The organism is Nostoc sp. (genome assembly GCF_036919675.1).
GTDB lineage: Bacteria > Cyanobacteriota > Cyanobacteriia > Cyanobacteriales > Nostocaceae > Nostoc.
In genome coordinates this window covers 92,712-116,244 of sequence record NZ_JBALCP010000057.1, presented here as the reverse complement: position 1 = coordinate 116,244, position 23,533 = coordinate 92,712, and the positions used below count along the sequence as shown (strand labels likewise).

At 44.8% G+C, this 23,533-nt stretch carries 12 protein-coding genes; 6 read left to right on the top strand and 6 right to left on the bottom strand.

The features are described from left to right. The first annotated feature begins 917 nt into the window (after positions 1–917). A complete protein-coding gene (gene argJ, locus V7K49_RS11195) occupies positions 918–2,231 on the top strand; it encodes a bifunctional ornithine acetyltransferase/N-acetylglutamate synthase (protein ID WP_334873770.1) in 1,314 nt (437 codons plus the stop codon). A gap of 812 nt (positions 2,232–3,043) precedes the next feature. On the opposite strand, the gene V7K49_RS11190 is transcribed toward argJ, so the two are convergent. Together V7K49_RS11190 and V7K49_RS11185 are read right to left on the bottom strand one after the other, a co-directional pair. Continuing rightward, positions 3,044–4,219 carry a TonB-dependent receptor plug domain-containing protein gene (locus V7K49_RS11190; RefSeq protein ID WP_335205576.1) on the bottom strand — a complete coding sequence of 392 codons (1,176 nt, stop codon included), beginning with the start codon at positions 4,217–4,219 and terminating at the stop codon, positions 3,044–3,046. Positions 4,220–4,532: 313 nt separating this feature from the next. Beyond that, complete coding sequence (locus V7K49_RS11185; RefSeq protein WP_335205575.1) at positions 4,533–5,531, bottom strand: helix-turn-helix transcriptional regulator; 999 nt, start codon at positions 5,529–5,531, stop codon at positions 4,533–4,535. 729 nt (positions 5,532–6,260) lie between these two features. Between V7K49_RS11185 and V7K49_RS11180 the strand changes: the two genes are divergently transcribed. After that, positions 6,261–7,607, top strand: coding sequence for a DUF58 domain-containing protein (locus V7K49_RS11180; protein ID WP_334873763.1), 1,347 nt, complete (start codon positions 6,261–6,263; stop codon positions 7,605–7,607). An 87-nt stretch (positions 7,608–7,694) separates the two neighbouring features. On the opposite strand, the gene V7K49_RS11175 is transcribed toward V7K49_RS11180, so the two are convergent. The 4 genes from V7K49_RS11175 to V7K49_RS11160 form a co-directional block, all read right to left on the bottom strand. After that, positions 7,695–10,577, bottom strand: coding sequence for a beta strand repeat-containing protein (locus V7K49_RS11175; protein WP_335205574.1), 2,883 nt, complete (start codon positions 10,575–10,577; stop codon positions 7,695–7,697). Positions 10,578–11,933: 1,356 nt separating this feature from the next. Next, the gene (locus V7K49_RS11170; RefSeq protein ID WP_335205573.1) at positions 11,934–14,012 is read right to left on the bottom strand and encodes a calcium-binding protein; all 2,079 of its coding nucleotides are present in this window, start codon (positions 14,010–14,012) and stop codon (positions 11,934–11,936) included. Between the two features lie 1,126 nt (positions 14,013–15,138). After that, positions 15,139–16,602: a calcium-binding protein gene (locus V7K49_RS11165; protein ID WP_335205572.1), complete on the bottom strand. Its 1,464-nt coding sequence runs from the start codon at positions 16,600–16,602 to the stop codon at positions 15,139–15,141. Beyond that, positions 16,589–17,194 (bottom strand): hypothetical protein, encoded by a 606-nt coding sequence (locus V7K49_RS11160; protein WP_335205571.1) that lies wholly within the window; start codon positions 17,192–17,194, stop codon positions 16,589–16,591. The genes V7K49_RS11165 and V7K49_RS11160 overlap by 14 nt, the downstream gene beginning before the upstream one ends. Before the next feature lie 372 nt (positions 17,195–17,566). On the opposite strand from V7K49_RS11160, the gene V7K49_RS11155 reads away from it, so the two are divergent. From V7K49_RS11155 to V7K49_RS11140, 4 genes are all read left to right on the top strand, one after another. Continuing rightward, positions 17,567–18,025, top strand: a complete 459-nt coding sequence (locus V7K49_RS11155; protein WP_334873750.1) for a M67 family metallopeptidase — start codon at positions 17,567–17,569, stop codon at positions 18,023–18,025. 140 nt (positions 18,026–18,165) lie between these two features. After that, on the top strand, positions 18,166–19,338 hold the full coding sequence (moeB, locus tag V7K49_RS11150; protein ID WP_335205630.1) for a molybdopterin-synthase adenylyltransferase MoeB: 1,173 nt from the start codon (positions 18,166–18,168) through the stop codon (positions 19,336–19,338). 84 nt (positions 19,339–19,422) lie between these two features. Next, entirely contained in the window at positions 19,423–19,593 is a 171-nt protein-coding gene (locus V7K49_RS11145) for a hypothetical protein (RefSeq protein WP_335205570.1), read from the top strand. 281 nt (positions 19,594–19,874) lie between these two features. Continuing rightward, a complete protein-coding gene (locus V7K49_RS11140) occupies positions 19,875–23,501 on the top strand; it encodes a beta strand repeat-containing protein (protein WP_335205569.1) in 3,627 nt (1,208 codons plus the stop codon). Positions 23,502–23,533: the final 32 nt, after the last annotated feature.

Here is a 23,533-nt window from a genome sequence, read left to right as displayed (position 1 = left end):
TCAACAATGGTTGGTGAGGGGGGCAGGGGAGTAAGAATTTTAGATTTTAGACTTCGGCTCCTTTCGGCAACTCTTAGAGACGCTACGCGTAGGGGTACGCTCAAGGCAGGTCGCTCAGTCGAACGGTTTTGGATTAAAGAATTGAAATTTAATCTAAAAGACGCTCTCTTACGAGACGCTCTTGCTAGCTTGCTTAAGAGAAGGGGTACGCGGACTCGCTCTAAGCGTTGGCGTAGCCTCCTCGTAGAGAAGACATGCCGCAGGCTTTACGCTGCGCTATCATCAATTCCATTATCCAAAATTGAATTGCCCCATGCCCCAAGTAAGTATTTCCCCGGTGCTTCTTCACAGAATCTTCACATAAAAACTGGTGACAACCCGCATACATAAAATGATATAGTGTGGTAAGTAGATGCACCCTGATGATCTGGAGAGCTGCCTAAGTGGCTCTCTTTTTTATTTTCTTTTTATGGTATTTACGGATAAACTCATAACATTACTAGAAATAATTTCAATAAATAAGTATTAACCTTGACATCATCAAGGAATTGGTGTGAAAAAAAGAATGCATGGTAATGATCTGGAGAGCGACCCAAGTGGCTCTCCTTTTTCGCTTTTGTCTTTCGTCATAAGAAAGGTAAAAACAATTATGCTAATCGCCAACTCGTGTATTATTATTGCCATCAGTATAATCAACTCACAACAAGTAGAAATACTTGAATTTTGAATTTTGTTAGCGCAGCGTAAAGCCTGCGGCATGGCAACTCTTAGAGACGCTACGCGTAGCTTGCTTCCCCGTAGGGGTACGCTTAGAGCGAGTCTGTGTTCGCGCAGCGTCTCGTAAGAGAGCGTCATTTTGAATTTTGAATTCCCCAAAGGGGTTAACCTATCCAACCTGATAGTTGTAAGGAAGAATAATGGCAGATTGGCAAAAAATAACAGGTGGCATCACAGCACCAAGGGGGTATCAGGCGGCGGGAATTACCGCAGGGTTGAAACCTTCGGGGTTGCCAGATTTAGCTTTGATATTCTCAGAGGTGGAAGCGATCGCAGCTGGTGTGTTCACCACCAGCCAAGTTAAAGCTGCCTGCGTAGAATATTGTCGCCAACGCTTGCAAGCCAAACATAGCGCTCGTGCCATCCTCTGCAACGCTGGACAAGCAAATGCTGCTACTGGTACTCCAGGCTACCTTGATACCCTAGAATCTGCTATGGCAGTAGGCCAAGCACTGAACATCCCATCTGAATCTGTGTTATTGGCTTCCACTGGCGTGATTGGTCAAAGAATTAAGATGGATGCTTTGCGAAGCGGGATTCCCAAGGTAATAGCAGCACTATCAGAAACAGGCTCAGATGCCGCTGCCAGAGCGATTATCACTACAGATTTGGTAACAAAATCCATTGCCCTAGAGACAACTATAGGCGAACGCCCGGTACGAATTGGCGGTATTGCCAAGGGTTCCGGCATGATTCACCCCAACATGGCAACCATGCTGGCATTTGTTACTTGTGATGCAGCGGTTTCATCAACTCTTTGGCAGCAGATGTTAGCAAGGGCAGCTGATAGAAGCTTTAATTCGATTACCGTGGATGGTGATACCAGCACTAACGACAGCTTAATCGCCTTGGCAAATGGTCAATCTCGCACCCCAGCAATTACAGAATTGGGCGCAGAAGCAGAGAAATTAGAAGCCATGTTAACAGCAGTTTGTCAGCATTTAGCCAAAGCGATCGCTCGTGATGGTGAAGGTGCAACCTGTCTAATTGAAGTGGAAGTAACAGGGGCCCATGATGAACTTTCAGCTCGGCAAATAGCCAAAACTATCGCTGGCTCATCCTTAGTTAAATCTGCAATCTTTGGACGTGACCCCAACTGGGGACGCATCGCCGCTGCTGCTGGACGTGCAGGTGTGCCCTTTGAGCAAGAAAACCTGCAAATTAAGCTAGGGGATTTCTTAATGTTAGAAAATGGGCAACCTTTAACCTTTGATCGTGCAGCAGCAAGCGCTTATTTGAAACAAACTGCTGCTGATTCTTCCCTGCCCAAAGACTTCATTGCCACCAATAATAGTAATGATTTATCCTTTGATAGAAGCACTATCAAGGCTCAACGAGTAGATAATCCGGTGATCATTGCAGTCAGCGTTGGCAACGGTCATGGTGCAGGTAAAGCTTGGGGTTGCGATTTGAGTTATGACTACGTGAAGATTAACGCTGAGTATACTACGTGAACTACTCCGACTTGTTTACAACTTGCTAGTACAGGTCGGCGGAAATAAACCTACCATTCAAAACAGCCAGAAAGCCCAAAATTAAAACCTTTTGACTTTTGACTTTTGACTTCCGCCTTGCGGTACTAGCCCTAAGTCTCTATTCAAGGAACTCAAATCCTCAATACCCTTCACTGCTACATTCACCAAATTTAGATTTTAAATTTTGGATTTTGGGATTGAATAAGCTGTTACGTATACAACTTGCATTATCAGTCCGGGCAGGATACCCACCCCATAATCATCTTGAAAAAATATTAGTACAAATTAAAAGCGCAACAGCTTAGGACTTGCATCCGTCTTGGAAAGTTTGCTCAAGTCAAGCCATTCCGTTGCGGTGAGTCCAGCGCTGCGGGAGGGTTTCCCGGAGCAGGCGACTGGCGTTAGCGCAGCGTTAGCGACGCAGGAGCGTCACCCGAAGGGTGTTCCTAATACCCAACTGGCAAAAGTAACGAGATGTTTTTCCGAAAGTAGTTTGCACAGGTTATCGAAGGACATTGATGATAGACAGGAATTTCACAAGGTATTGTGATTATAAGAGTGGAGAGAGGTAATGGTGGCGATGCCTACGGCAACCCCTTCGCGTAGCGTCTCCTACAGGAGAAGCGGGAACGCCCCTTCAGAATTTGCTCAGTTTCCAAGGGCGATCGCTCATTCTTCGTCAACTGACTCGGCTCTTAGGAGAATTACCTTAACCTGACTTTTCCCGTTAAGTCGTGAAACAACGAAATAGCAAGGGTTTCAGAGCATAACTTATTGAGAATAAATTAATATTAATGACAATAAATCACGAGAGAACAGGGCTTTGGGCTAGGAGTAGAGTAACCCCATGCCAAAACCCAAGCCTTTGAAGCGACTAGATTGAATGATGTGTAGCGATTGCGCGGTATTTTGCCATTCGGATTGGGTAGGACACTCCCTTCAGCAGGAATACCCGTAGAACTATACTTTTGGGGTCGCACCTGATATTCGCTTGTGAACGTAATCTTGGTGCGATCGCCCAGTTGCCAGGAAATAACAGGTGCTACAATGTATCTTTGTTGATCGTAGAAATCCAGGAAACTTTCGGTCGTTTGAGCCGTGAGGTTGAGACGATATAATACCGTTTTGCTGGGATTAAGTGGACCTGAAAGGTCTATAGCACTGCGATAGAAATTGAAGCTGCCAAGAGAGGCTTCCACTGCATAGTAAGGGTCGCGCAGCGGTTGTTTGGTGATATAGTTAATCACCCCTCCCAACGAACCCTGACCGTAGAGAACAGAGGCAGGTCCTTTGAGCACTTCAACCCGGTCGATATTAGCCCTATCAAAACTTTGATTTAAATTACTTTGGTTTGTCAACCCGTTTCTTTTGATATCAAAGCCAGCGAAAAAGCCTCGGATCAAAGGTACCTCATAGACTGAGCGGCTTGAATCTGATCCCTGCGCCACACCTGGTACGTTCCTTAACGCTTCAGCCAGGGTTGTCACCTGCCGGTCTTCTAGCACTTGCCGAGGCACTACTTGAATCGATTGGGGAATGTCGCGCAGGGGCGTATCAGTTTTGGTCGCAGTTGATCCATCTGTTACGCGATAGGTATCTTGTTCCCCTGTCACCACCAACTCAATTGGCTGATCACCACTAGCTGATGGTTGACTTGGTTGTGTCTGACTTTCTGGCTGTTGTGTTTGGGGTTGTTGTGTTTGAGGTTGCGCCTGTGGTGCCGAAGGTGCAATACTTGCAACACTGAAGATTAGACCTTCGTCTGGACTGTCAAATAATTCGACCTGTGGTACTCCTGCTTCCCCTGTCACAGTCACCCGAATAGTATTGGCATCAAAATTCGTTACCGTTATCTCACGAAGACCTGCAATCGGTTTTTGGGAGCGGAATGTGAATGCCTCGCCAGAGGGTAAGCGCAGTTGAGCATTAGGAATATCAGTCTCTCCTTGCCTTGAACTCAAGTTCAAGTTTGTCTCTCTCCGACGGGCGAGAGGGACGGTTTTACGTAGTAAAATCTCTTAGAGGTCTTTTTTTACGGCTAATTTAGAGGGACACTATAGCGGTTCTGACTTCGGTGCAATACAGTCGTCATCTCACCTCCAACCCCTCTCCTTGGTAAGGAAAGGGGTTGGAGGTGAGGTTGGAAAATGTACTTCATGTAAACGAGAACCGCTATATATAACTCATCAAACTCACGTTATTTTAAGAAGCTTACCGACTTGTGGAGCAAAGTTGAAGCGCATTTGATCACCAGACGGAGTTTTTTTTGATCACTAGCAGTCATTTGTTCGCTGCTTCCGGTATTCCTTCGGGTTGAGTCCAAATTTCTGCTCTGAATAGAGCTGCAAAATAGCCCCGATTAGCAAAGCCCACGGCTTGGGCAACTTCCGATGTTTTCATGTCCTCTGCTAAAAGCAATTGTCGTGCCTGTTCCAGGCGATATTCATGTAAATAACCAAATACAGTGGTGCCAAATACCTGATGAAAGCCCTGCTTGAGCGTATATTCATTCAACTTCACCTGTTGTGCCAACCCAGACAGAGACGGTGGACAATCCAGATGTCGAAGTAGAATTTCCCTGGCATAGTAAATTCGCTCCAGCGTTCCGGACTTGAGTGGAGAGATAGTACGGCGCTCAGTGTGAAGTTCTATCTCCTGTTCTACTTGCAACGCCAGTAGTTGCAATGCTTTGCTCTCCAGATCAATGCGTCTGGAAATGCCCTGGTAAGGACACTGCAAAATCTGCCGTGCAATGCTTTGCATAACAGGGGTTGTCGTACCCAAATGCCAGTTAGAGGGTTGCTCAGGGGAATGAACAAGGTGTTGCAATTCAGGAGGGAGTTCGCCTGAGTCATTGCCCATAAACGATCGCAGCACCCCTGGTTGCAATCCTACATCAATTTGCAAAAATCGCAGCTTGGTAAATTCCTTACGAACGGCTGCGGCTTCGTTTCCACTACCGCAAACAAGATGCTGCCCAGCTTCATGCGGCATGTCATCATAGCTGTATTCCCCTTGCAGAAAAAAACTGAATCCCATCTCTTGAAAATAATCAGAACCCCCAATCACAAGATCATCGTGCAGTTGATAGTCATAGATCGACAACCATATTCCTTCACGCAACCGGATTCTCCGAATCAATCCTTGCCCCAAAGTCGGCGGATATTCACAGATCGAATCCCACTGATTAGATTGATCCCTTGCAGTCAGGTAAGTGGTGGTTTCTTCAGCTTCCTGAAACAGTTCATTGTATGCCTGCTCTGAAACGGTGATGGTCATGGCGAGTCTTGAGGTAGGTCAGGTGAATGGTCAATCTAAACGGCTAATTGTCAGCTATTGATAAGAAGAATTTGTATCTTTATTGAAAGCGACGGCAAACCAGTACAACCTCGTAGGCTACAAGGAAAGCCGCCCCGTTGCTTGGGGCATAATATTCGTAGTCCTCAATCGCAAACCACAGTTGGGGGTAGACTTCGACATTTCACACATATCCTTTGCCAAGTTGTCTAGGTACTTAACAATAGGATTCAAATGGCTCTAATGAGTTTTGTTGGCTATTTTTGGCAGTTTCTGCCCACAATTCTTGCCACTCTGATCTAGTGGAGGTAATGGTCATAGTTGGCGACTGGTAGATAGGATTCAATTAATGCTAATTATTTTCAATAATTTTACTACAATTTATTCTTAACTATTGACAACAGCACAACTGATTGCGACGTAATTGTGATAATTTTATTAGGCGATGCCGTACCACTTTCCTACGGAACGCTCCGCGAACGTGGAAGCAAGCTACGTACCCGCCAAGGGCGATGCCTTTGGCAACCCCTGCGGTGTACGGAGTAGTAATAAATGATTTAGGATTGCTATTAAGCTTTTTAATTCCCAAACGCCATGCAAAACCGCAATTTGACAGCTACCGACATTGCCTTAGACTTCCTTTTTAACCACTTTGCCCATAATGACGTAGGTTAAGCTAATCGTCATTCTCCTAAATTCTCACTCTCAAAAATGGTTCCTTCCAGACAAGTTTATTTATTGTTGGTTTTGGGTATAGTAATATCTACGACGGGCATAGCAGCAGCCCCGATCATATCCCTTTTTCTCAGTATTAGAGCAACGATCGCCATCACTTTGTTATTTGATGCCATCGTTCTAGGATTGATGGTTATAGATGGTTTACGGGTGCGGCGTTCTCGCGTGCAAATTACCCGCGAATTACCGTCACGATTATCGATTGGGCGGGATAATCCGGTGATCCTAAAAGTAACATCGCCAAATGCCAATGCCCTAATTGAAATCTGCGATTACTACCCAACAGGGTTTGGCGTATCTGCACCCGCACTCCGGGCTATTGTTGAGAGTAACAGCACCCAAGAATTGACGTATACCGTCAACCCGACACAGCGGGGCGAGTTTCCTTGGGGAAATATTCAAGTCCGACAGTTGGGACTTTGGGGATTAGCTTGGGATGATTGGCAAATTTCCCAAAGTCTGCCAGTGAAAGTTTATCCTGATTTAGTGGGGTTGCGATCGCTGACAATTCGTTTGACACTGCAATTATCAGGATCAATGCGCCAATCTCGCCAAACTGGTATTGGTACAGAGTTTGCCGAACTGCGGAACTATCGCACTGGTGACGATTTACGGTTTATTGATTGGAAAGCTACCGCCCGTCGGGTTGGGGCCTATGGTAATGCAACGCCACTGGTGAGGGTTTTGGAACCAGAACAGGAACAAACATTACTTATCTTGCTTGATCGCGGACGGTTAATGACAGCAAAAGTGCAGAATTTGCAGCGATTCGACTGGGGTTTAAATGCAACTTTGTCCTTAGCTTTGGCAGGTTTACATCGAGGCGATCGCGTGGGTGTTGGTGTATTTGACCGCCAGATGCATACGTGGATTCCCCCAGAACGCGGTCAACATCATTTGAATCAGTTAATTGATCGCCTGACTCCAATTCAACCAGTGTTATTTGAATCTGATTATTTGGGGGCGGTGACAAATGTTGTGCAACGTCAAACTCGCAGGGCGCTGGTAGTGGTGATTACCGACTTAGTTGATGTCACCGCTTCTACAGAACTCCTGGCCGCACTTTCCAAGCTAGCACCCCGCTATCTCCCATTTTGCGTTACTCTGCGAGATCCGCAAGTTGATCGTCTGGCACACACCTTCATAGATAATGTTACAAATGCTTATGCCCGTGCAGTGGCACTCGATTTATTAATGCAACGACAAGTAGCATTTGCTCAGTTGAAACGAAAAGGTGTATTGGTACTAGATGCACCAGCAAATCAAATTGCCGATCAGTTGGTTGAGCGATATCTGCAACTCAAAGCGCGAAATCAACTTTAGCTAATTGTATTGATGAATCAAATGCGAAGTGCTTAAAATAGCACCTCGCAATCCGTGCCTAAAGTGATGAAAGAGTTCTAATCACGATTATACAACCACAAAATTGTTTTTGGTTAGTGACAATCCAGCAGATAGTTGTGCGAATTTTACCTGAGTAAATCCAGACGCACTGCCATCTTGGTCAAAGTACAGTCCACCTGTAGAATTATCATAGATAAATCGTTGAGCGATCGTCGTTGCAGATGCTCCAAGGGTAAACTGACTTGTCTGAAGTGAACCGATTGATAACCCGCCACCAAAACCAGCAGCCGATACCCGAATGATTTCATTGGTGGCATTGAAGTCATAAAGAAAATCAACGCCTTCGTTGTAACTATTAAAAGCAAAGGTATCAGTACCATTATTTCCATAGAGGGTGTCATTACCAAAACCACCTGTCAGGATATCATTGCCATCGCCCCCAGACAGCAGGTTCTTGCCTGTTGAACCGCTAGCACTCAAGGTATCGTTACCAGCACCACCGTTGAGAGTGTTATTGCCAGACGAGTGAAAGTCGATTGTGCTACCTGAGTTGCGTTGTGAGTACGGATCTCCGCTGGGAAAGGATTCGATGTAGCCAGCGACGGAGAGAGAATCATTGCCATCGCCACCAGAAAGCAGGTTATCGCCTGTTGAACCGCTAGCACTCAAGGTATCGTTACCAGCACCACCGTTGAGGGTATTATTGCCAGACGAACGAGAGTCCGTAAAGGCGTAGGGATCTCCTCCGTAGGAGCCAGAGATAGAAAGAGAATCATTGCCATCGCCCCCGGAGAGCAAATTATTGCCTGTTGAACCGCTAGCACTCAAGTTATCGTCCCCAGCGCCACCGTTGAGGGTATTCTTGCCAGACGAGCGAGAGTCGTAGTAGTCGTTTACGTACACGAAGCTGTAGTAGCCAGAGACGGAAAGAAAATCATTGCCATCGTCCCCATAAAGGAGGTTATCGCCAATCAGGGTATCATTCCCCGTACCACCAATCAGGGTATCATTCCCCGTACCACCAATCAGAGTATCATTCCCCGTACCACCAATCAGGGTATCATTCCCCGCACCACCAATCAGGGTATCATTCCCCGCACCACCGCGCAGCAAGTCGTTGCCACTCAAGCCATTGATTTTGTCATTACCGCCCTGACCATTAACGACATCATTTGAGTTATCTAAACCCGTAATATTGTTAGAGAGGTCATTGAGGAAGGTCACTGTGTCCTTGATGCCGATGCTCGTATCAGTAGAGTTGGCATCCAGGACATTAAAGCTGTCGATAATGCTAGTTTCCCCATCAAATAGGATATTACCGATAGCTGGTCTGGCTCCAGAAGCTTTCAAATTCTCCAAGTTTTCTAGTTTGAAGTTTTGCAGGATGACTTTGGCATCAGCCTCATGTTCATAGGTGATTTCCAGATTGTTGCCATTCTGGGTGAGCAGTAAATTTCGGGCAGTTAAGCCTGCACCTTGGAATTTTATGGTATCCACTTCGGCAATGACTTCTGCTGTCGGGTTGGTTCTTTTACCCACGCCACTGAAATTAGTGATAGTATCAGTGCCGTCGCCTAAATTGTAAACAAATTTATCCTTGCCACGGCCACCAGTGAGGATATCATTGCCATAACCACCATAAAGGGTGTTATTACCAGAGGCATTAGAGGCAAAGAGAGTATCATTGCCATCGCCCCCAGAGAGTAGGTTATCGCCTGTTGAACCGCTAGCATTCAAGTTATCGTTACCTGCACCACCGTTGAGAGTGTTATTGCCAGACGAGCGAGAGTCGTATGTGGTGGAGAGGTTGCGGGGTTCGTACGGATCTTCGTAGGGGGTGTAGCTGTAGTAGCCAGAGATAGAGAGAGAATCATCGCCATCGCCACCATTGAGCAGGTTATTGGCTGATGAACCGCTAGCACTCAAGGTATCGTTACCAGCACCACCGTTGAGGGTGTTATTGGCAGACGAGCGAGAGTCATTATTGAAGTAAGGATTTCCTTGGTAGTAGCCAGAAACGGAGAGAGAATCATTGCCATCGCCACCATTGAGCAGGTTATTGCCTGATGAACCGCTAGCACTCAAGTTATCTTCACCAGCCCCACCATTGAGGGTGTTCTTGCCAGACGAGCGAAGGTCGCCGTCATCTGGGTAGTTGGTGTACTGGTAGCCAGAGACGGAGAGAGAATCATTCCCATCGCCCCCAGAGAGCAGATTATTGCCTGTTGAACTGTTAGCGTTCAAGTCATCGTTACCTACACCACCGTTGAGGGTATTATTGCCCGCACCACCAATGAGAGTATCATTCCCCGTACCACCCCGCAGCAAGTCGTTGCCACTCAAGCCGTCAATTTTGTCATTACCCCCCTGACCATTGATGACATCATCTGAGTTATTTAAACCCGTAATATTGTTAGAAAGGTCATTGAGGAAAGTCACCGTGTTCTTGATGCCGATGCTCGGATCAGTAGAGTTAGCATCCAAGATATTAAAGCTGTCGGTGATGCTAGTTTGCCCATCAAAGAGGATATTACCGATAGCTGGTGTTGTTCCAGAAGCTTTCAGATTCTCCAAGTTTTCTAATTTGAAGTTTTTTAGAATAACTATGGCATCAGGCACCCCTTCAAAGGTGATTTCCAGATTGCTGCCATTCTGGGCAAGCAGCAAATTTCGGGCAGTTAAGCCAGTACCCTGGAATTTAATGGTATCCACTTCGGCAATCACTGCTGCTGTGGGATTTACATCTTTACCAATGCCAGCGAAATCGGTGATTGTATCAGTACCGTCACCCAAGTTGTAAACAAATTTATCCTTACCACCGCCACCAATCAAAGTGTCGTTACCCTTGTTAGCTGTGATGGTATCGTTGCCTGCAAGACCCTTAATCGTATCCGCGCTGTTACCGCCCAGTAAGATATCATTACCGTTGGTTCCAATGATATTTGCCATAATTTTTACCTACCTAAATCGATTTTTTCAGTAACTTAAGTTCTCAATCTGCTGTTAGTGCTGTTTTAGGGAACAAATAACTCGCCAAAATTTGACATTTTCGGCATAGTTTAACGTCACCCTTGAGGGATCAGTAATATTTCTCGAAGATTCACCTTTTAACTGGCTTGTAAATAACACTTGCGAACTATTGAGGACTATCTAAGTCTTAGACACCGTACACAATTATCAGCGTGTGCATTCTAGTCAAATACATAGTTTCAGGCTTTTTTTAATTATCCTTGACTCAGCAGCTTCGGCTATACCTAAACCAGCCATCGCTGAAAAAACCTCGTCGAAAAATCAAGCTTGAATGCCTAAAACTCACACTTGATAGTTGGTTTTGTTATCAATGCTTAAGTCTTACTGTCTTAAAAATAGCGAACAATTGACTCTTAATAGAGAAAAGATATTTTATGGCCTCATTGTGGGCTATCGCCCGTGGGTGTCTAGCTTGAAAATAGGGAACATTTAAATAACCCGATAATGACGACTAGATATTAGCGTATTTACTTAGACGTTTATACTGATTCTAGCAGAATCTTTACATATTCTTGACATTATTTGCTGCTTACAAAGCCAGTTTGGGCTTTATTTGGGCTTAATTTTTGTTTAAGTCCCGTTAGTACTTCTCTTCGTTTACCCTTCACATTTTTAGAGTTTATAGGCAATTATTTATTTGCAGAAAGCAGCAGGCAAATGCTCAAAGGACTGATCAAAAAATACATATTTGACTTTTAACGTTAATCGCAGCGATACCTTTCCTGCGGAACGCTACGCGTAGCAAGATCCCCGTAGGGGTACGGTAAGTTTCTCTACCAGAGGCGACGCCAACGCTAACACCTGGATTGGGCGTAGTTGCAGCTATGATCAAGATTAAGCGATGCCTGCGGCGGGCTACGCCTACGCCTGGCAATTTTTTGTATCTAAACAAGAATCGCTATAGGTTACCAAAATTATGAACGCAGACTTAAACAATTCGTAGTTCGTAATTCGTAATGACGCTCTCTACCAGACCAGAGGCGAACGCGGACTCCTTCGCGCTACAAAGACAGTAATTATGTTTTGTGACGGGGATTTCAACCCCGACACAAAACAAGCCGTTTATAGAAATAGGGGTATCAACCCCTATTCAATTACGAATTACGAATTATGATGAACACTTGTAAACTATCTACACCCATGCCCAAAGCTGAGGAACAAAATCCCACATCTACTCTCTGCTAATAGTAATTGTATTCAACAATATAATGAGATGTGCTTAAAATAGAACCTCCCATTGCCTGCTGCTTAGTGATAGAAGAACGCTAATTATGATTAAACAACCACAAAATTGTTTTTGGTTAGAGACAATCCAGTAGATAGTTGTGCAAATTTTACCTGAGTAAACCCAGACGCACTGCCATCTTGGTCAAAGAACAATCCACCTGTAGAATTATCATAGATAAATCGTTGAGCGATCGTCGTTGCAGATGCTCCAAGGGTAAACTGACTTATCTTAAGTGAACCGATTGATAACCCGCCACCAAAACCAGCAGCCGATACTTGAATGATTTCATTAGTCGCGTTGAAGTCATAAAGACGATCAACACCTTCATTGAAACTATTGAAAGCAAAGGTATCAGTACCAGCTCCTCCAATTAGGCTATCATTACCTTTGCCACCTGTGAGGATATCATTGCCAAAACCACCATCAAGGGTGTTATTGCCTAATGCGCCATAGGCGGAAAGAGTATCATTACCATCACCCCCAAAGAGTAGGTTCTTGCCTGTTGAATAATCAACACTCAAGTTATCGGCACCAGCGCCACCATTAAGGGTGTTATTGCCAGATGCTCTACGATAGATTGCGTGGCCGTCGCCTAAGTAGTCGTCGTACTCGTAGCCAGAGGCGAAGAGAGAATCATTACCATCGCCCCCATCCAGTAGGTTATCGCCTGATGAATAGTTAACATTCAGGTAATCCTTACCAGCACCACCATTGAGGGTGTTATTGCCAGTGGTACCAAAATAATTTCCTCCCCAGCCGTAGCCGTAGCCAGAGGCAAAGAGAGAATCATTACCATCGCCCCCATCCAGTAGGTTATCGCCTGATGAATAGTTAACATTCAAGTTATCGTTACCAACGCCACCTTTGAGGGTGTCATCGCCAGAGGTGTTCCAATACCTGTAGCCCTCGAAGTCAGAGGCAAAGAGAGTATCATTGCCATCGCCCCCATCCAGTAGGTTATTGCCTGTTGAAATGTTAGCGCTCAAGTAATCGTCACCAGCGCCACCGTTGAGGGTATTATTTCCAACGGCAAGATTGACGGAGAGAGTATCATTGTTATCGCCACCATCCAGTAGGTTATTGCCTGTTGAAAACATTGCATCCAAGTAATCGTCACCAGCGCCACCGTTGAGGGTGTTCTTACCAGATGCGCCATCTCGGTAGCTACCAGAGGCTATAAGAGAATCATTGCCATCGCCACCAGAAAGCAGGTTATTACCTCTTGAAATGCCAGCACTCAAATAATCGTTACCAGCGCCACCGTTGAGGGTGTTTTTACCAGAAGTGTCATAGTCAGACGCCAAGAGAGTATCATTGCCATTGCCACCAGAGAGCAGGTTATTACCTCTTGAAATGTTAGCGCTCAAGTAATCGTCACCAGCACCACCAATGAGAGTATCATTGCCCGCACTACCAATGAGAGTATCATTCCCTATATCTCCTTGCAGCAGGTCATTCCCCGTACCACCAATGAGAGTATCATTGCCCGCACCACCTCTGAGGATGTCGTTGCCACTCAAGCCGTCAATGATGTCATTACCCCCCTGACCATTAATTACATCATCTGAGTTATCTAAACCCGTAATATTGTTGGATAGGTCATTGAGAAAGGTCACTGTGTTCTTGATGCCGATGCTCGGATCAGTAGAGTTAGCATCCAGGACATTAAAGCTGTCGGTGATGCTAGTTTGCCCATCAAACAGGATATTACCGATAGCTGGTCTGGCTCCAGAAGCTTTCAGATTCTCCAAGTTTTCTAATTTAAAGTTTTGCAGGATGACTTTTGTACCATCTTGCCCTTCAAAGGTGATTTCCAGATTGTTACCATTCTGGGTGAGCAGCAGATTTCGGGCAGTTAAGCCTGCACCTTGAAATTTTAGTGTGTCCACTTCGGCAATGACTGCTGCTGCTGGGTTTATTCCTTTACCTATACCACCGAAACCGATGATAGTATCAGTGCCGTCGTACAAGTTGTAAACAAATTCATCCCTGCCGCCTCCACCAGTTAAAGTATCGTTGCCCTGGTTAGCTGTGATAGTATCATTCCCGGCAAGACCCTTAATCGTGTCCGCGCTGTCGCTGCCCACTAGAGTATCATTACCGTTAGTTCCAATGATATTTGCCATAACTTTTACCTACCTAAATCGATTTTTTCAGTAACTTAATTTATCAACCTGCTGTTAGTGCTGTTTTAGGGCACAAATAACTCGCCAAAATTTGACATTTTGGCATAGTTTAACTTCACTTTTGAGGATCAGTAATATTTCTCGAAGATTCACCCTTTAATTGGCTTGTAAATAACACTTGCCAACTATTGACAACTATCTAAATCTTAGACACCGTACACAATTATCAGCGTGTGCATTCAGTCAAATACATAGTTTCAGGCTTTTTTTTAATTATCTTTGATTCAGTAACTTCCGCATAGCCTAAACCAGCCATCGCTGAAAAAACCTCGTCGAAAAATCAAGCTTGAATGCCTAAAACTCACACTTAATAGTTTGTTTTGTTGTCAATGCGTAAGTCTTACTGTCTTCAAAATAGCGAACAATTGACTCTTAATAGAGAATAGATATTTTTATGACCTCGTTGTGGGCTATTGCCCGTGGGTGTCTAGCTTGAAAATAGGGAACATTTAAATAACCCGATAATGACTAGATATTAGCGTATTTACTGAGACATTTATACTGATTTCAGCAGAATCTTTACATATTCTTGATATTATTTGCCGATAAGTATATATATTAGTACTTCTCTTCGTCTATTCTTCACATTTTTAATGTTTATAGGCAATTATTTATTTGCAGAAAGCAGCAGGCAAATGCTCAAAGGACTGCTCAAAAAATACATATTTGACTTTTAATTGCAGCGATACCTTTTCTGCGGAACGCTACACGTAGCAAGATCCCCATAGGGGTACGGTAAGTAAGCTTCTCTACCAGAGGCGACACCAACGCTAACGCCTGGGTTGGGCGTAGTTGCACCTATGATCAAGATTAAGCGATGCCTGCGGCGGGCTACGCCTACGCCTGGCAATGTTTTGTATCTAAGCAAGAATCGCTATAGGTTACCAAAATTATCAGCGCAGACATGAACACTTGCAAATTATTTGCACCCATGCCCAAAGCTGAGGAACAAAATCCAACATCTACTCTCTGCTAACAGTAATTGTATTCAACAATCTTATGGGAGGTGCTTAAAATAGAACCTCCCATTGCCTGCTGCTTAGTGATAGAAGAACGCTAATTATGATTAACCAACCACAAAATTGTTGTTGGTTAGTGACAATCCAGCAGATAATTGTGCAAATTTTACCTGATTAAATACACCCGTACTGCCATCTTGGTCATAGTACAAGGCACCTGTAATGTTGTCATAGATAAATCGTTGAGCACTGGTCGTTGCAGATGTTCCAATGGTAAATTGACTTTTCTGAAGTGAACCGATTGATAAGCCGCCATCAAAACCAAAAGCCGATACCTGAATCAGGTCATTAGTGGCGTTGAAGTCATTAATACTATTAACGCCGTCATTGTAACTATTGAAAGCAAAGGTATCATTACCGTTGCCACCTACCAGGATATCATTGCCATTGGCACTTGTGAGGGTATCATTCCCATTGCCACCGTTGAGGGTGTTACCATAATAATTAGAATTAAAGAAGCCAGAGACCGAGAGATAATCATTCCCATCACCCCCGTTAAGGATGTTTACACCAGTAGGACCATTAACAATTAAGTAATCGTTACCAGTGCCACCGTTGAGGGTGTTGGAAGCGGAGCCGACTGCTTCATTGGAGTAAGAGGCAAACAGAGAATCATTACCATCGCCCCCAGAGAGCAGATTAAAGGGATCAAAAGAGTTAGAACCCAAAGAGTTAATACTCAAGTAATCGTCACCAGCGCCACCGTTGAGTGTGTTAGTACCTCCACTACCAATGAGAGTATCATTTCCCGCATTACCCCGCAGCAGGTCGTTACCAGTACCACTATCGAGGTAGTCATTACCTGTACCACCAATGAGAGTATTATTCCCCGCACCACCGTTGAGGGTGTTGTTACCTAAGGCACCAAAAGCACTAAGAAAATCATTGCCATCGGCTCCAAAGAGCAGGTTATTGCCTGTTGAATTGTCAATATTCAATGTATCATCACCAGTACCACCGTTGAGGGTGTTAGTGCCTGATGTGGCAATAATGCGCCCGTAGTAGTCGTTATACTGGAACCTAGAGCCAGAGAGATAATCATTACCATCGCCACCAGAGAGGAGGTTATTCCCTGATGAATAGTCAATATTTAATGTATCATCACCAGTACCACCGTTGAGGGTATTATTGCCTGAAGCGCCAATGCTATAGTTGTCGTAGCTAGAGGCTATGAGAGAATCATTGCCATCGCCCCCAAAGAGCAGGTTATCGCCTGTTGAACTGCTAGCATTCAAGCTATCGTTACCAAGTCCACCGTTGAGGGTGTTATTGCCAGAGGCAAAATAGATATCTCCATATGTATTCTGGTCATCGTCGCCAGAGACGGAGAGAGAATCATTCCCATCGCCCCCAAAGAGCAGGTTATCACCTGTTGAACCGCTAGCATTCAAGCTAAACTTATTCCCTGTACCACCAACGAGGGTATCATTCCCCGTACCACCAATGAGAGTATCATTGCCCGTACCACCTCTAAGCATGTCGTTGCCACTCAAGCCGTCAATGATTGTCATCACCTCCCTGAGCATTGATCACATCATCTGATTTGTCAAAGCCATTAACATTGTTGTCAAGGTCATTAAGGAAGGTGACTATGTTTTTGTTGAAGATAGTGCTTTGGGTGGAGTTGGCATTGAAGACATCAAAGCTATCGATAGGGCTAGTTTGCCCATAAAACAGGATATTGCCCAAGTCTACAGTGGCTCCAGTAGATTTGCTCAAGTTATCCAGGTTTTCCAGGGCAAAGTTTTGCAGGATGACTTTGGTATCATCTACCCCTTCAAAGGTGATTTCCAGATTGTTACCATTCTGGGTAAGCAGCAGATTTCGGGCAGTAAAGCCTCCACCAAGGAATTTTAGGGTGTCCACTTCGGCAATGACTTCTGCTGTCGGGTTTGTTCCTTTACCTACGCCATTAAAATCAGTGATGGTATCAGTGCCGTTGTTGTAGTCGTAAACAAATTTATCCTTGCCACCGCCACCAGTTAAGGTATCGTTGCCCTGGTTAGCTGTGATAGTATCATTCCCGGCTTTCCCATTAATCGTGTCCGCGCTGTCGCCGCCCACTAGGGTATCATTACCGTTGGTTCCAATGATATTTGCCATAACTTTTACCTACCTAAATCGATTTTTTCAGTAACTTCAGTTCTCAACCTGCTGTAAGTGCTGTTTTTGAGCACCAAAATTCGCCTCAATTTGACGTTTTCGGCATACTTTATCCGTCACCCTTGAGGAACAGTAATATTTCTGGAAGATTCACCTCATGAAAAGGCTTTTACGTAGCACTGAACCTAACTATCTCAAACTATCTAAGTCTTAAGCACTGTACAAATTAATCAGCCTATGTATTCACGATAATCGCTCATTTCAGGCTAAATTAATTATCTTTGTTTGTTCAGTAGAAATCACTGAACAAACATCAAAAAATCTCACAATTGAATGCCTAAAACTCACCCTTCATAAATTACAAATGCAGAGATGATCAGACTGAGCCAAGAACACTTGCAAACCATCCGCACCCATGCCGAAAGCACTTACCCAGACGAGTGCTGCGGTATAATTTTAGGCTATCTGGCTAATGAGGGCAAAATTGTGGTACAAGTCATGCCAACAGAAAATGCCTGGAATACAGAAGCGGCTGCTGAGTTTCCAGGGGAACGCACAGCAGAAAGTAAAAGACGGCAATATGCGATCGCACCCGAAGTTATGCTAAAAACACAAAGGGAAGGACGCGATCGCTCACTGAACATTATCGGTATTTTTCACTCCCACCCAGATCATCCTGCTATCCCCTCAGAATGCGATCGCCTATACGCTTGGCAGGGATACTCGTATATAATAGTTTCCGTCCAAAACGGCAAAGCTGGAGAACTCGAAAGCTGGAGCCTTGATGATCATCATCAGTTTCAAGCAGAGGCAATTGAAAATATAATTTAACGGCTTAGTTTAAAGACAGTCACTCGTAGCGGTTTTCGCCGCCACCACGGATGAAAACTCGTCTTCCCCACTCTCTATGTCCTATGAAGATACAGTTTTTCGATAGGATTAATATTCCGCTCTCCCAGATGATAACTGCTATGCTCAATCCCAATCTGGATGAAATCCAGTTGACCAAAGATGATTACGAACGCTACTCCCGACACCTGATTTTGCCGGAAGTAGGACTAGAAGGACAGAAGCGCCTGAAAGCTGCCAGTGTTCAGTGTATCGGTACAGGTGGACTAGGTTCACCACTACTTTTATATCTGGCGGCGGCGGGTATTGGACGCATCGGGATTGTCGATTTCGATGTTGTTGATACTTCCAATCTGCAACGCCAAGTAATCCACGGTACATCCTGGGTGGGTAAACCCAAGATTGAATCGGCAAAAAACCGCATTCACGAGATTAACCCCTATTGTCAGGTTGATCTCTACGAAACTCGCTTGACTTCCGAAAACGCCTTGGAAATCCTCCAACCTTATGATATAGTAGTAGATGGTACTGATAACTTCCCCACCAGATATCTAGTTAACGATGCCTGCGTATTGCTGAACAAGCCCAACGTCTACGGTTCAATTTTACGCTTTGAAGGGCAAGCTAGTGTATTTAACTACAAAGGTGGGCCAAATTATCGTGACCTTTTCCCAGAACCACCACCACCAGGAATGGTTCCCTCTTGTGCAGAAGGTGGCGTATTGGGAATTTTGCCAGGAATTATTGGTTTAATTCAGGCAACCGAAACTGTCAAAATCATTCTGGGACAAGGTAACACCTTGAGCGGACGGTTGCTGCTATACAACGCTTTAGATATGAAATTCCGAGAGTTGAAGCTGCGTCCTAACCCGATTCGCCCAGTGATTGAAAAGTTGATAGACTACGAACAATTCTGCGGAATTCCACAAGCTAAGGCAGAGGAGGCAAAACAGCAGATGGAAAGTCAAGAAATGACCGTCAAGGATTTGAAGGAGTTGCTGGATAGTGGTGCGAAGGATTTTGTACTGCTAGATGTCCGCAACCCCAATGAATACGACATTGCTAAGATTCCTGGTTCAGTGTTGGTGCCCTTACCAGAGATTGAAAATGGCAATGGCGTTGCTAAGGTGAAGGAAATATTAAACGGTCACCGCTTAATTGCTCATTGTAAGATGGGCGGGCGATCGGCAAAAGCCCTCGCCATCCTCAAGGAAGCCGGGATTGTCGGGACGAATGTCAAAGGCGGAATTACCGCTTGGAGTAAAGAAATCGATCCGTCAGTTCCGGAGTATTAAAAACGCATCACTTTCCTTAAAGAGTGGATAAGCGGATGAGGGGCATAAGGGGCAGGGGGCAGAGGAGGGAATAACCAATAACCAATGCCCAATGCCCAATGCCCAATGCCCTATTTCCCACCTTCTGATGATTACCTCAAAATCTCATCTGAATATTTTATGGGTGCAAGTTTGGGTGTTAGCAATGGTGCAGGGAGTAATCACCATTGCCTGCAAGTGTTCTTGGGCTTTGTTGGATCATCTCTGCGTTTATAACTTTAGTAATTTATAACAATTCTTGCTGAGATACAATACATCGACACGCGTCACCGAGCAGCCTGCCGCAGGCATCGCTCGATCTTAAACTATAGGTGTAGCTTAACCAAAAGCCATTCTATGGGTGAATCTTCGAGAAATATTACTGTTCCTTAAGAGTCACGGATAAAGTATGCCGAAAACGTCAAACTTCGGCGAGTTGTTTGTGCCCTAAAACAGCACTAAATTCAAGGTTGAGAACTGAAAGTTACTGAAAAAATCAATTTAGGTAGGTAAAAGTTATGGCAAATATCATTGGAACCAACGGTAATGATACTCTAATGGGCAGCGATAGCGCGGACACAATTAAGGGTCTTGCCGGGAATGATACCATTACATTTAGCCAGGGCAACGATACTTTAACTGGTGGCGATGGCAAGGATCAATTTGTTTACAACTACAACGACAACTACAAAAACGGCACTGATACCATCACCGATTTCAATGGCGTAGGTAAAGGGACAAACCCGACAGCAGCAGTCATTGCCGAAGTGGATATCCTAAGTTTCCAAGGTGCTGGCTTCACTGCCCAAAATTTGCTGCTCACCCAAAATGGCAACAATCTGGAAATCAACTTTGAAGGGGCGATTGATAATTCTTATCAACGGAACTTTGCTGGTCCCCTGTTCATCCTCCAAAACTTTGCCCTGGAAAACCTGGATAACCTCAGTAAATCTACAGGAGCCACTGTAGACTTGGGCAATATAGTGTTTGATGGGCAGACTAGCATCACCGACAGCTTTGATGTCTTCAATGCCAACTCCAATCAAAGCACTATCTTCAACAAAAACACAGTCACCTTCCTTAATGACCTCGACAATAATGTTAACGGCTTTGACAACTCAGATGATGTGATCAATGGTCAGGGGGGTGATGACATCATTGACGGCTTGAGTGGCAACGACCTACTGCGGGGTGGCGCTGGCAATGATACTCTTCTTGGTGGTGCGGGGAATGACACCCTGAACGATGATACGGGCAATAACTCCCTCGTTGGTGGCACTGGTAACGATTACTTGAATATTGTTGAAAAGGCAACAGGCCATGTTGAATATTCAACAGGCAATAACACCCTCAACGGTGGCGCTGGTGATGATTACTTGAATGCTGGGAGTTCAAAAGGCAATAACTTGCTCTCTGGGGGCGATGGCAATGATTCTCTTTACGCCTCAGACATTACTGATAACGGGTACATCTTTTTTAACTCTTCAGGCGATGACACCCTCAACGGAGGTGCTGGTGATGATACATTGAATGCTAGGGGTTCAGAAGGCAATAACTTACTCTCTGGGGGTGATGGCAACGATTTTCTCACCACCTCTGGCTCTTATGAATATAGATTGTATAGTTTTAGCTCCTCAGGCAATAACACCCTCAATGGTGGCGCTGGTGACGATAAATTGTATGCTGACTTTTCATCAGGCAATAACCTACTCTCTGGTGGTGATGGCAATGATACTCTCTCCACCTCTAGCTATAACGACCCCTATTTTTATTTATTCTCCTCAGGCAATAACACCCTCAACGGTGGCGCTGGTGACGATAAATTGTATGCTGACATTTCAACAGGCAATAATTTCCTCTCTGGGGGCGATGGCAATGATTCCTTCTATCTAAGCACCACATCCTCAGATACTGCCCCCTCTGATTTCGTGACTCAAACGGTAGATGGAGGCAAGGGTGACGATTTGTTGTCCGTCGATTACATAGATGCTACAGGGCAGATCACTTCGACTTTCAATGCTGCTACTAACACTGGATCAATTACGGCGGGCACATATCAGGTTAATTACAAGAATATTGAAGAATTAAATATCTCAGGTACAGCCTACGATGACTTTCTTGTGGGGAGCAATGGCAACGATACGCTCTCCACGGGAACTGGTGGCAATGATACCATAGATGGCGGTAAGGGTGACGATGTGTTATCCATCAATTACAGTAATGCTACAGGCAGTATTACAACGACTTTCAATGCCACTATTAACATTGGATCAATTACGGCAGGCACATATCGAGTTAATTACAAGAATATCGAAGGATTAAATATCTCAGGTACAGCTTACGATGACAACATTGTGGGAAACGATGGTAACGATACGCTCTCTGGGGGCTATGGTGGCAATGACACCCTAGATGGGGGTAAAGGTGACGATTCGTTGGTGTTCAATAGCTATAGTGGTACAGGGGGAATCACAACGACTTTCAATGCCACTACTAACATTGGATTAATTACGGCGGGCACTAGTCGGGTTAGCTACAAGAATATCGAACGATTAAATATCTCAGGTATATTCGGCGATGACAATATTGTGGGGAACAGTGGGAACGATACGCTCTTTGGGGGTTCTGGAAATGATACGATTATCGGCGGTGCAGGTAATGATATCCTAACAGGTGGGAATGATAACGACACCCTAACTGGTGGCGCGGGCAATGATCAATTTGTTTACAACTTGGGCGACGGCTACTTGGGCAACGGCACTGATATAATCACCGATTTTAGTGGCGTGGGTAAAGGCTCAAATCCCTCAGCAACGGTGATTGACTCCTTAGATACCTTGCAATTTACAGGTAGTGACTTCACTGCTCAAAATCTACAATTAACTCAAAATGGTAACAACTTAGAAATCACCTTTGAAGATGATGCCCATAAAAGCAAAGTCATTCTCCAAAGCTTCAAATTAGAAAACCTAGATAATCTGCCAGCAACTTCTTCACGACCAGCTATTGGCAATATCCTGTTTGATGGACAAACCAACATCACCAACAGTTTTGATGTGTTTGATGCTAATTCCACTCAAACTAGCCTATTCAACAGGAACACTGTTACCTTCCTCAATGACCTCGATAACAACATTAAGGGTTTTGACAACTCCAATGATGTCATCAATGGTCAGGGGGGTGACGATATCATCGACGGCTTGAGTGGTAATGATCTTTTGAGAGGTGGTGCAGGAAATGATACTCTCATTGGCGGTGCAGGCAATGATACTCTCATTGGCGGTGCAGGCAATGATACCCTCGACGGTGGTACTGGAGACGATAGCTTGAATGCTAGCGGTTCAACAGGCAATAACACCCTCAACGGTAGTGTAGGTAACGATAGCTTGAGTGCTAGCGGTTCAACAGGTGATAATCTGCTCTCTGGGGGCGATGGCAATGATTTTCTTGACCTTTATGGCGGCTTCTATAGCAACTCTCACTCTTTAGGCAATAACACCCTCAACGGAGGCGCTGGTGACGATAGCTTGAGTGCTAGCGGTTCAACAGGCAATAACCTGCTCTCTGGGGGTAATGGCAATGATTATCTTGACGTCTCTGGCGACAACGACGGCTTCGACTACCGCTCAACAGGCAATAACACCCTCAACGGAGGCGCTGGTGACGATACATTGAGTGCTGGCGGTTCAACAGGCGATAACCTACTCTCTGGGGGTGATGGCAATGATTATATCTCTGCCTCTAGCGCCTCTGGTAAGAATACCCTCCAAGGTGGTAATGGCAATGATATCCTCACAGGTGGGAAAGGTAATGATACCCTTTATGGAGGGAATGGTACTGATACCTTTGCTTTCAATACTTACAATGAAGGCGTTGATCGTCTTTATGACTTCAATGCCACTAATGAACTGATTCAGGTATCGGCCGCTGGTTTTGGTGGCGGGTTATCAATCGGTTCACTTAAGACAAGCCAGTTTACCCTTGGAACATCTGCAACGACAAGCAATCAACGATTCATCTATAACAATATTACAGGTGGACTGTACTTTGACCAAGATGGCAGTGCAAGTGGGTTTACTCAGATAAAATTTGCACAACTTTTGGGCGGTGTGACACTAACGGAAAATAATTTTGTGGTTGTTTAATTGTGATTTAGCGCTCTGCTATCATTCTAAGT

What these genes read in the sequence shown, in the direction of transcription:
- argJ (WP_334873770.1), top strand. Translation starts at nt 918, where the DNA reads ATGGCAGATTGGCAAAAAATAACAGGTGGCATCACAGCACCAAGGGGG.
- V7K49_RS11185 (WP_335205575.1), bottom strand. Translation starts at nt 5,531, where the DNA reads ATGACCATCACCGTTTCAGAGCAGGCATACAATGAACTGTTTCAGGAA.
- V7K49_RS11180 (WP_334873763.1), top strand. Translation starts at nt 6,261, where the DNA reads ATGGTTCCTTCCAGACAAGTTTATTTATTGTTGGTTTTGGGTATAGTA.
- V7K49_RS11175 (WP_335205574.1), bottom strand. Translation starts at nt 10,577, where the DNA reads ATGGCAAATATCATTGGAACCAACGGTAATGATATCTTACTGGGCGGT.
- V7K49_RS11170 (WP_335205573.1), bottom strand. Translation starts at nt 14,012, where the DNA reads ATGGCAAATATCATTGGAACTAACGGTAATGATACTCTAGTGGGCAGC.
- V7K49_RS11165 (WP_335205572.1), bottom strand. Translation starts at nt 16,602, where the DNA reads ATGACAATCATTGACGGCTTGAGTGGCAACGACATGCTTAGAGGTGGT.
- V7K49_RS11160 (WP_335205571.1), bottom strand. Translation starts at nt 17,194, where the DNA reads ATGGCAAATATCATTGGAACCAACGGTAATGATACCCTAGTGGGCGGC.
- V7K49_RS11155 (WP_334873750.1), top strand. Translation starts at nt 17,567, where the DNA reads ATGATCAGACTGAGCCAAGAACACTTGCAAACCATCCGCACCCATGCC.
- moeB (WP_335205630.1), top strand. Translation starts at nt 18,166, where the DNA reads ATGCTCAATCCCAATCTGGATGAAATCCAGTTGACCAAAGATGATTAC.
- V7K49_RS11145 (WP_335205570.1), top strand. Translation starts at nt 19,423, where the DNA reads ATGCCCAATGCCCAATGCCCAATGCCCTATTTCCCACCTTCTGATGAT.
- V7K49_RS11140 (WP_335205569.1), top strand. Translation starts at nt 19,875, where the DNA reads ATGGCAAATATCATTGGAACCAACGGTAATGATACTCTAATGGGCAGC.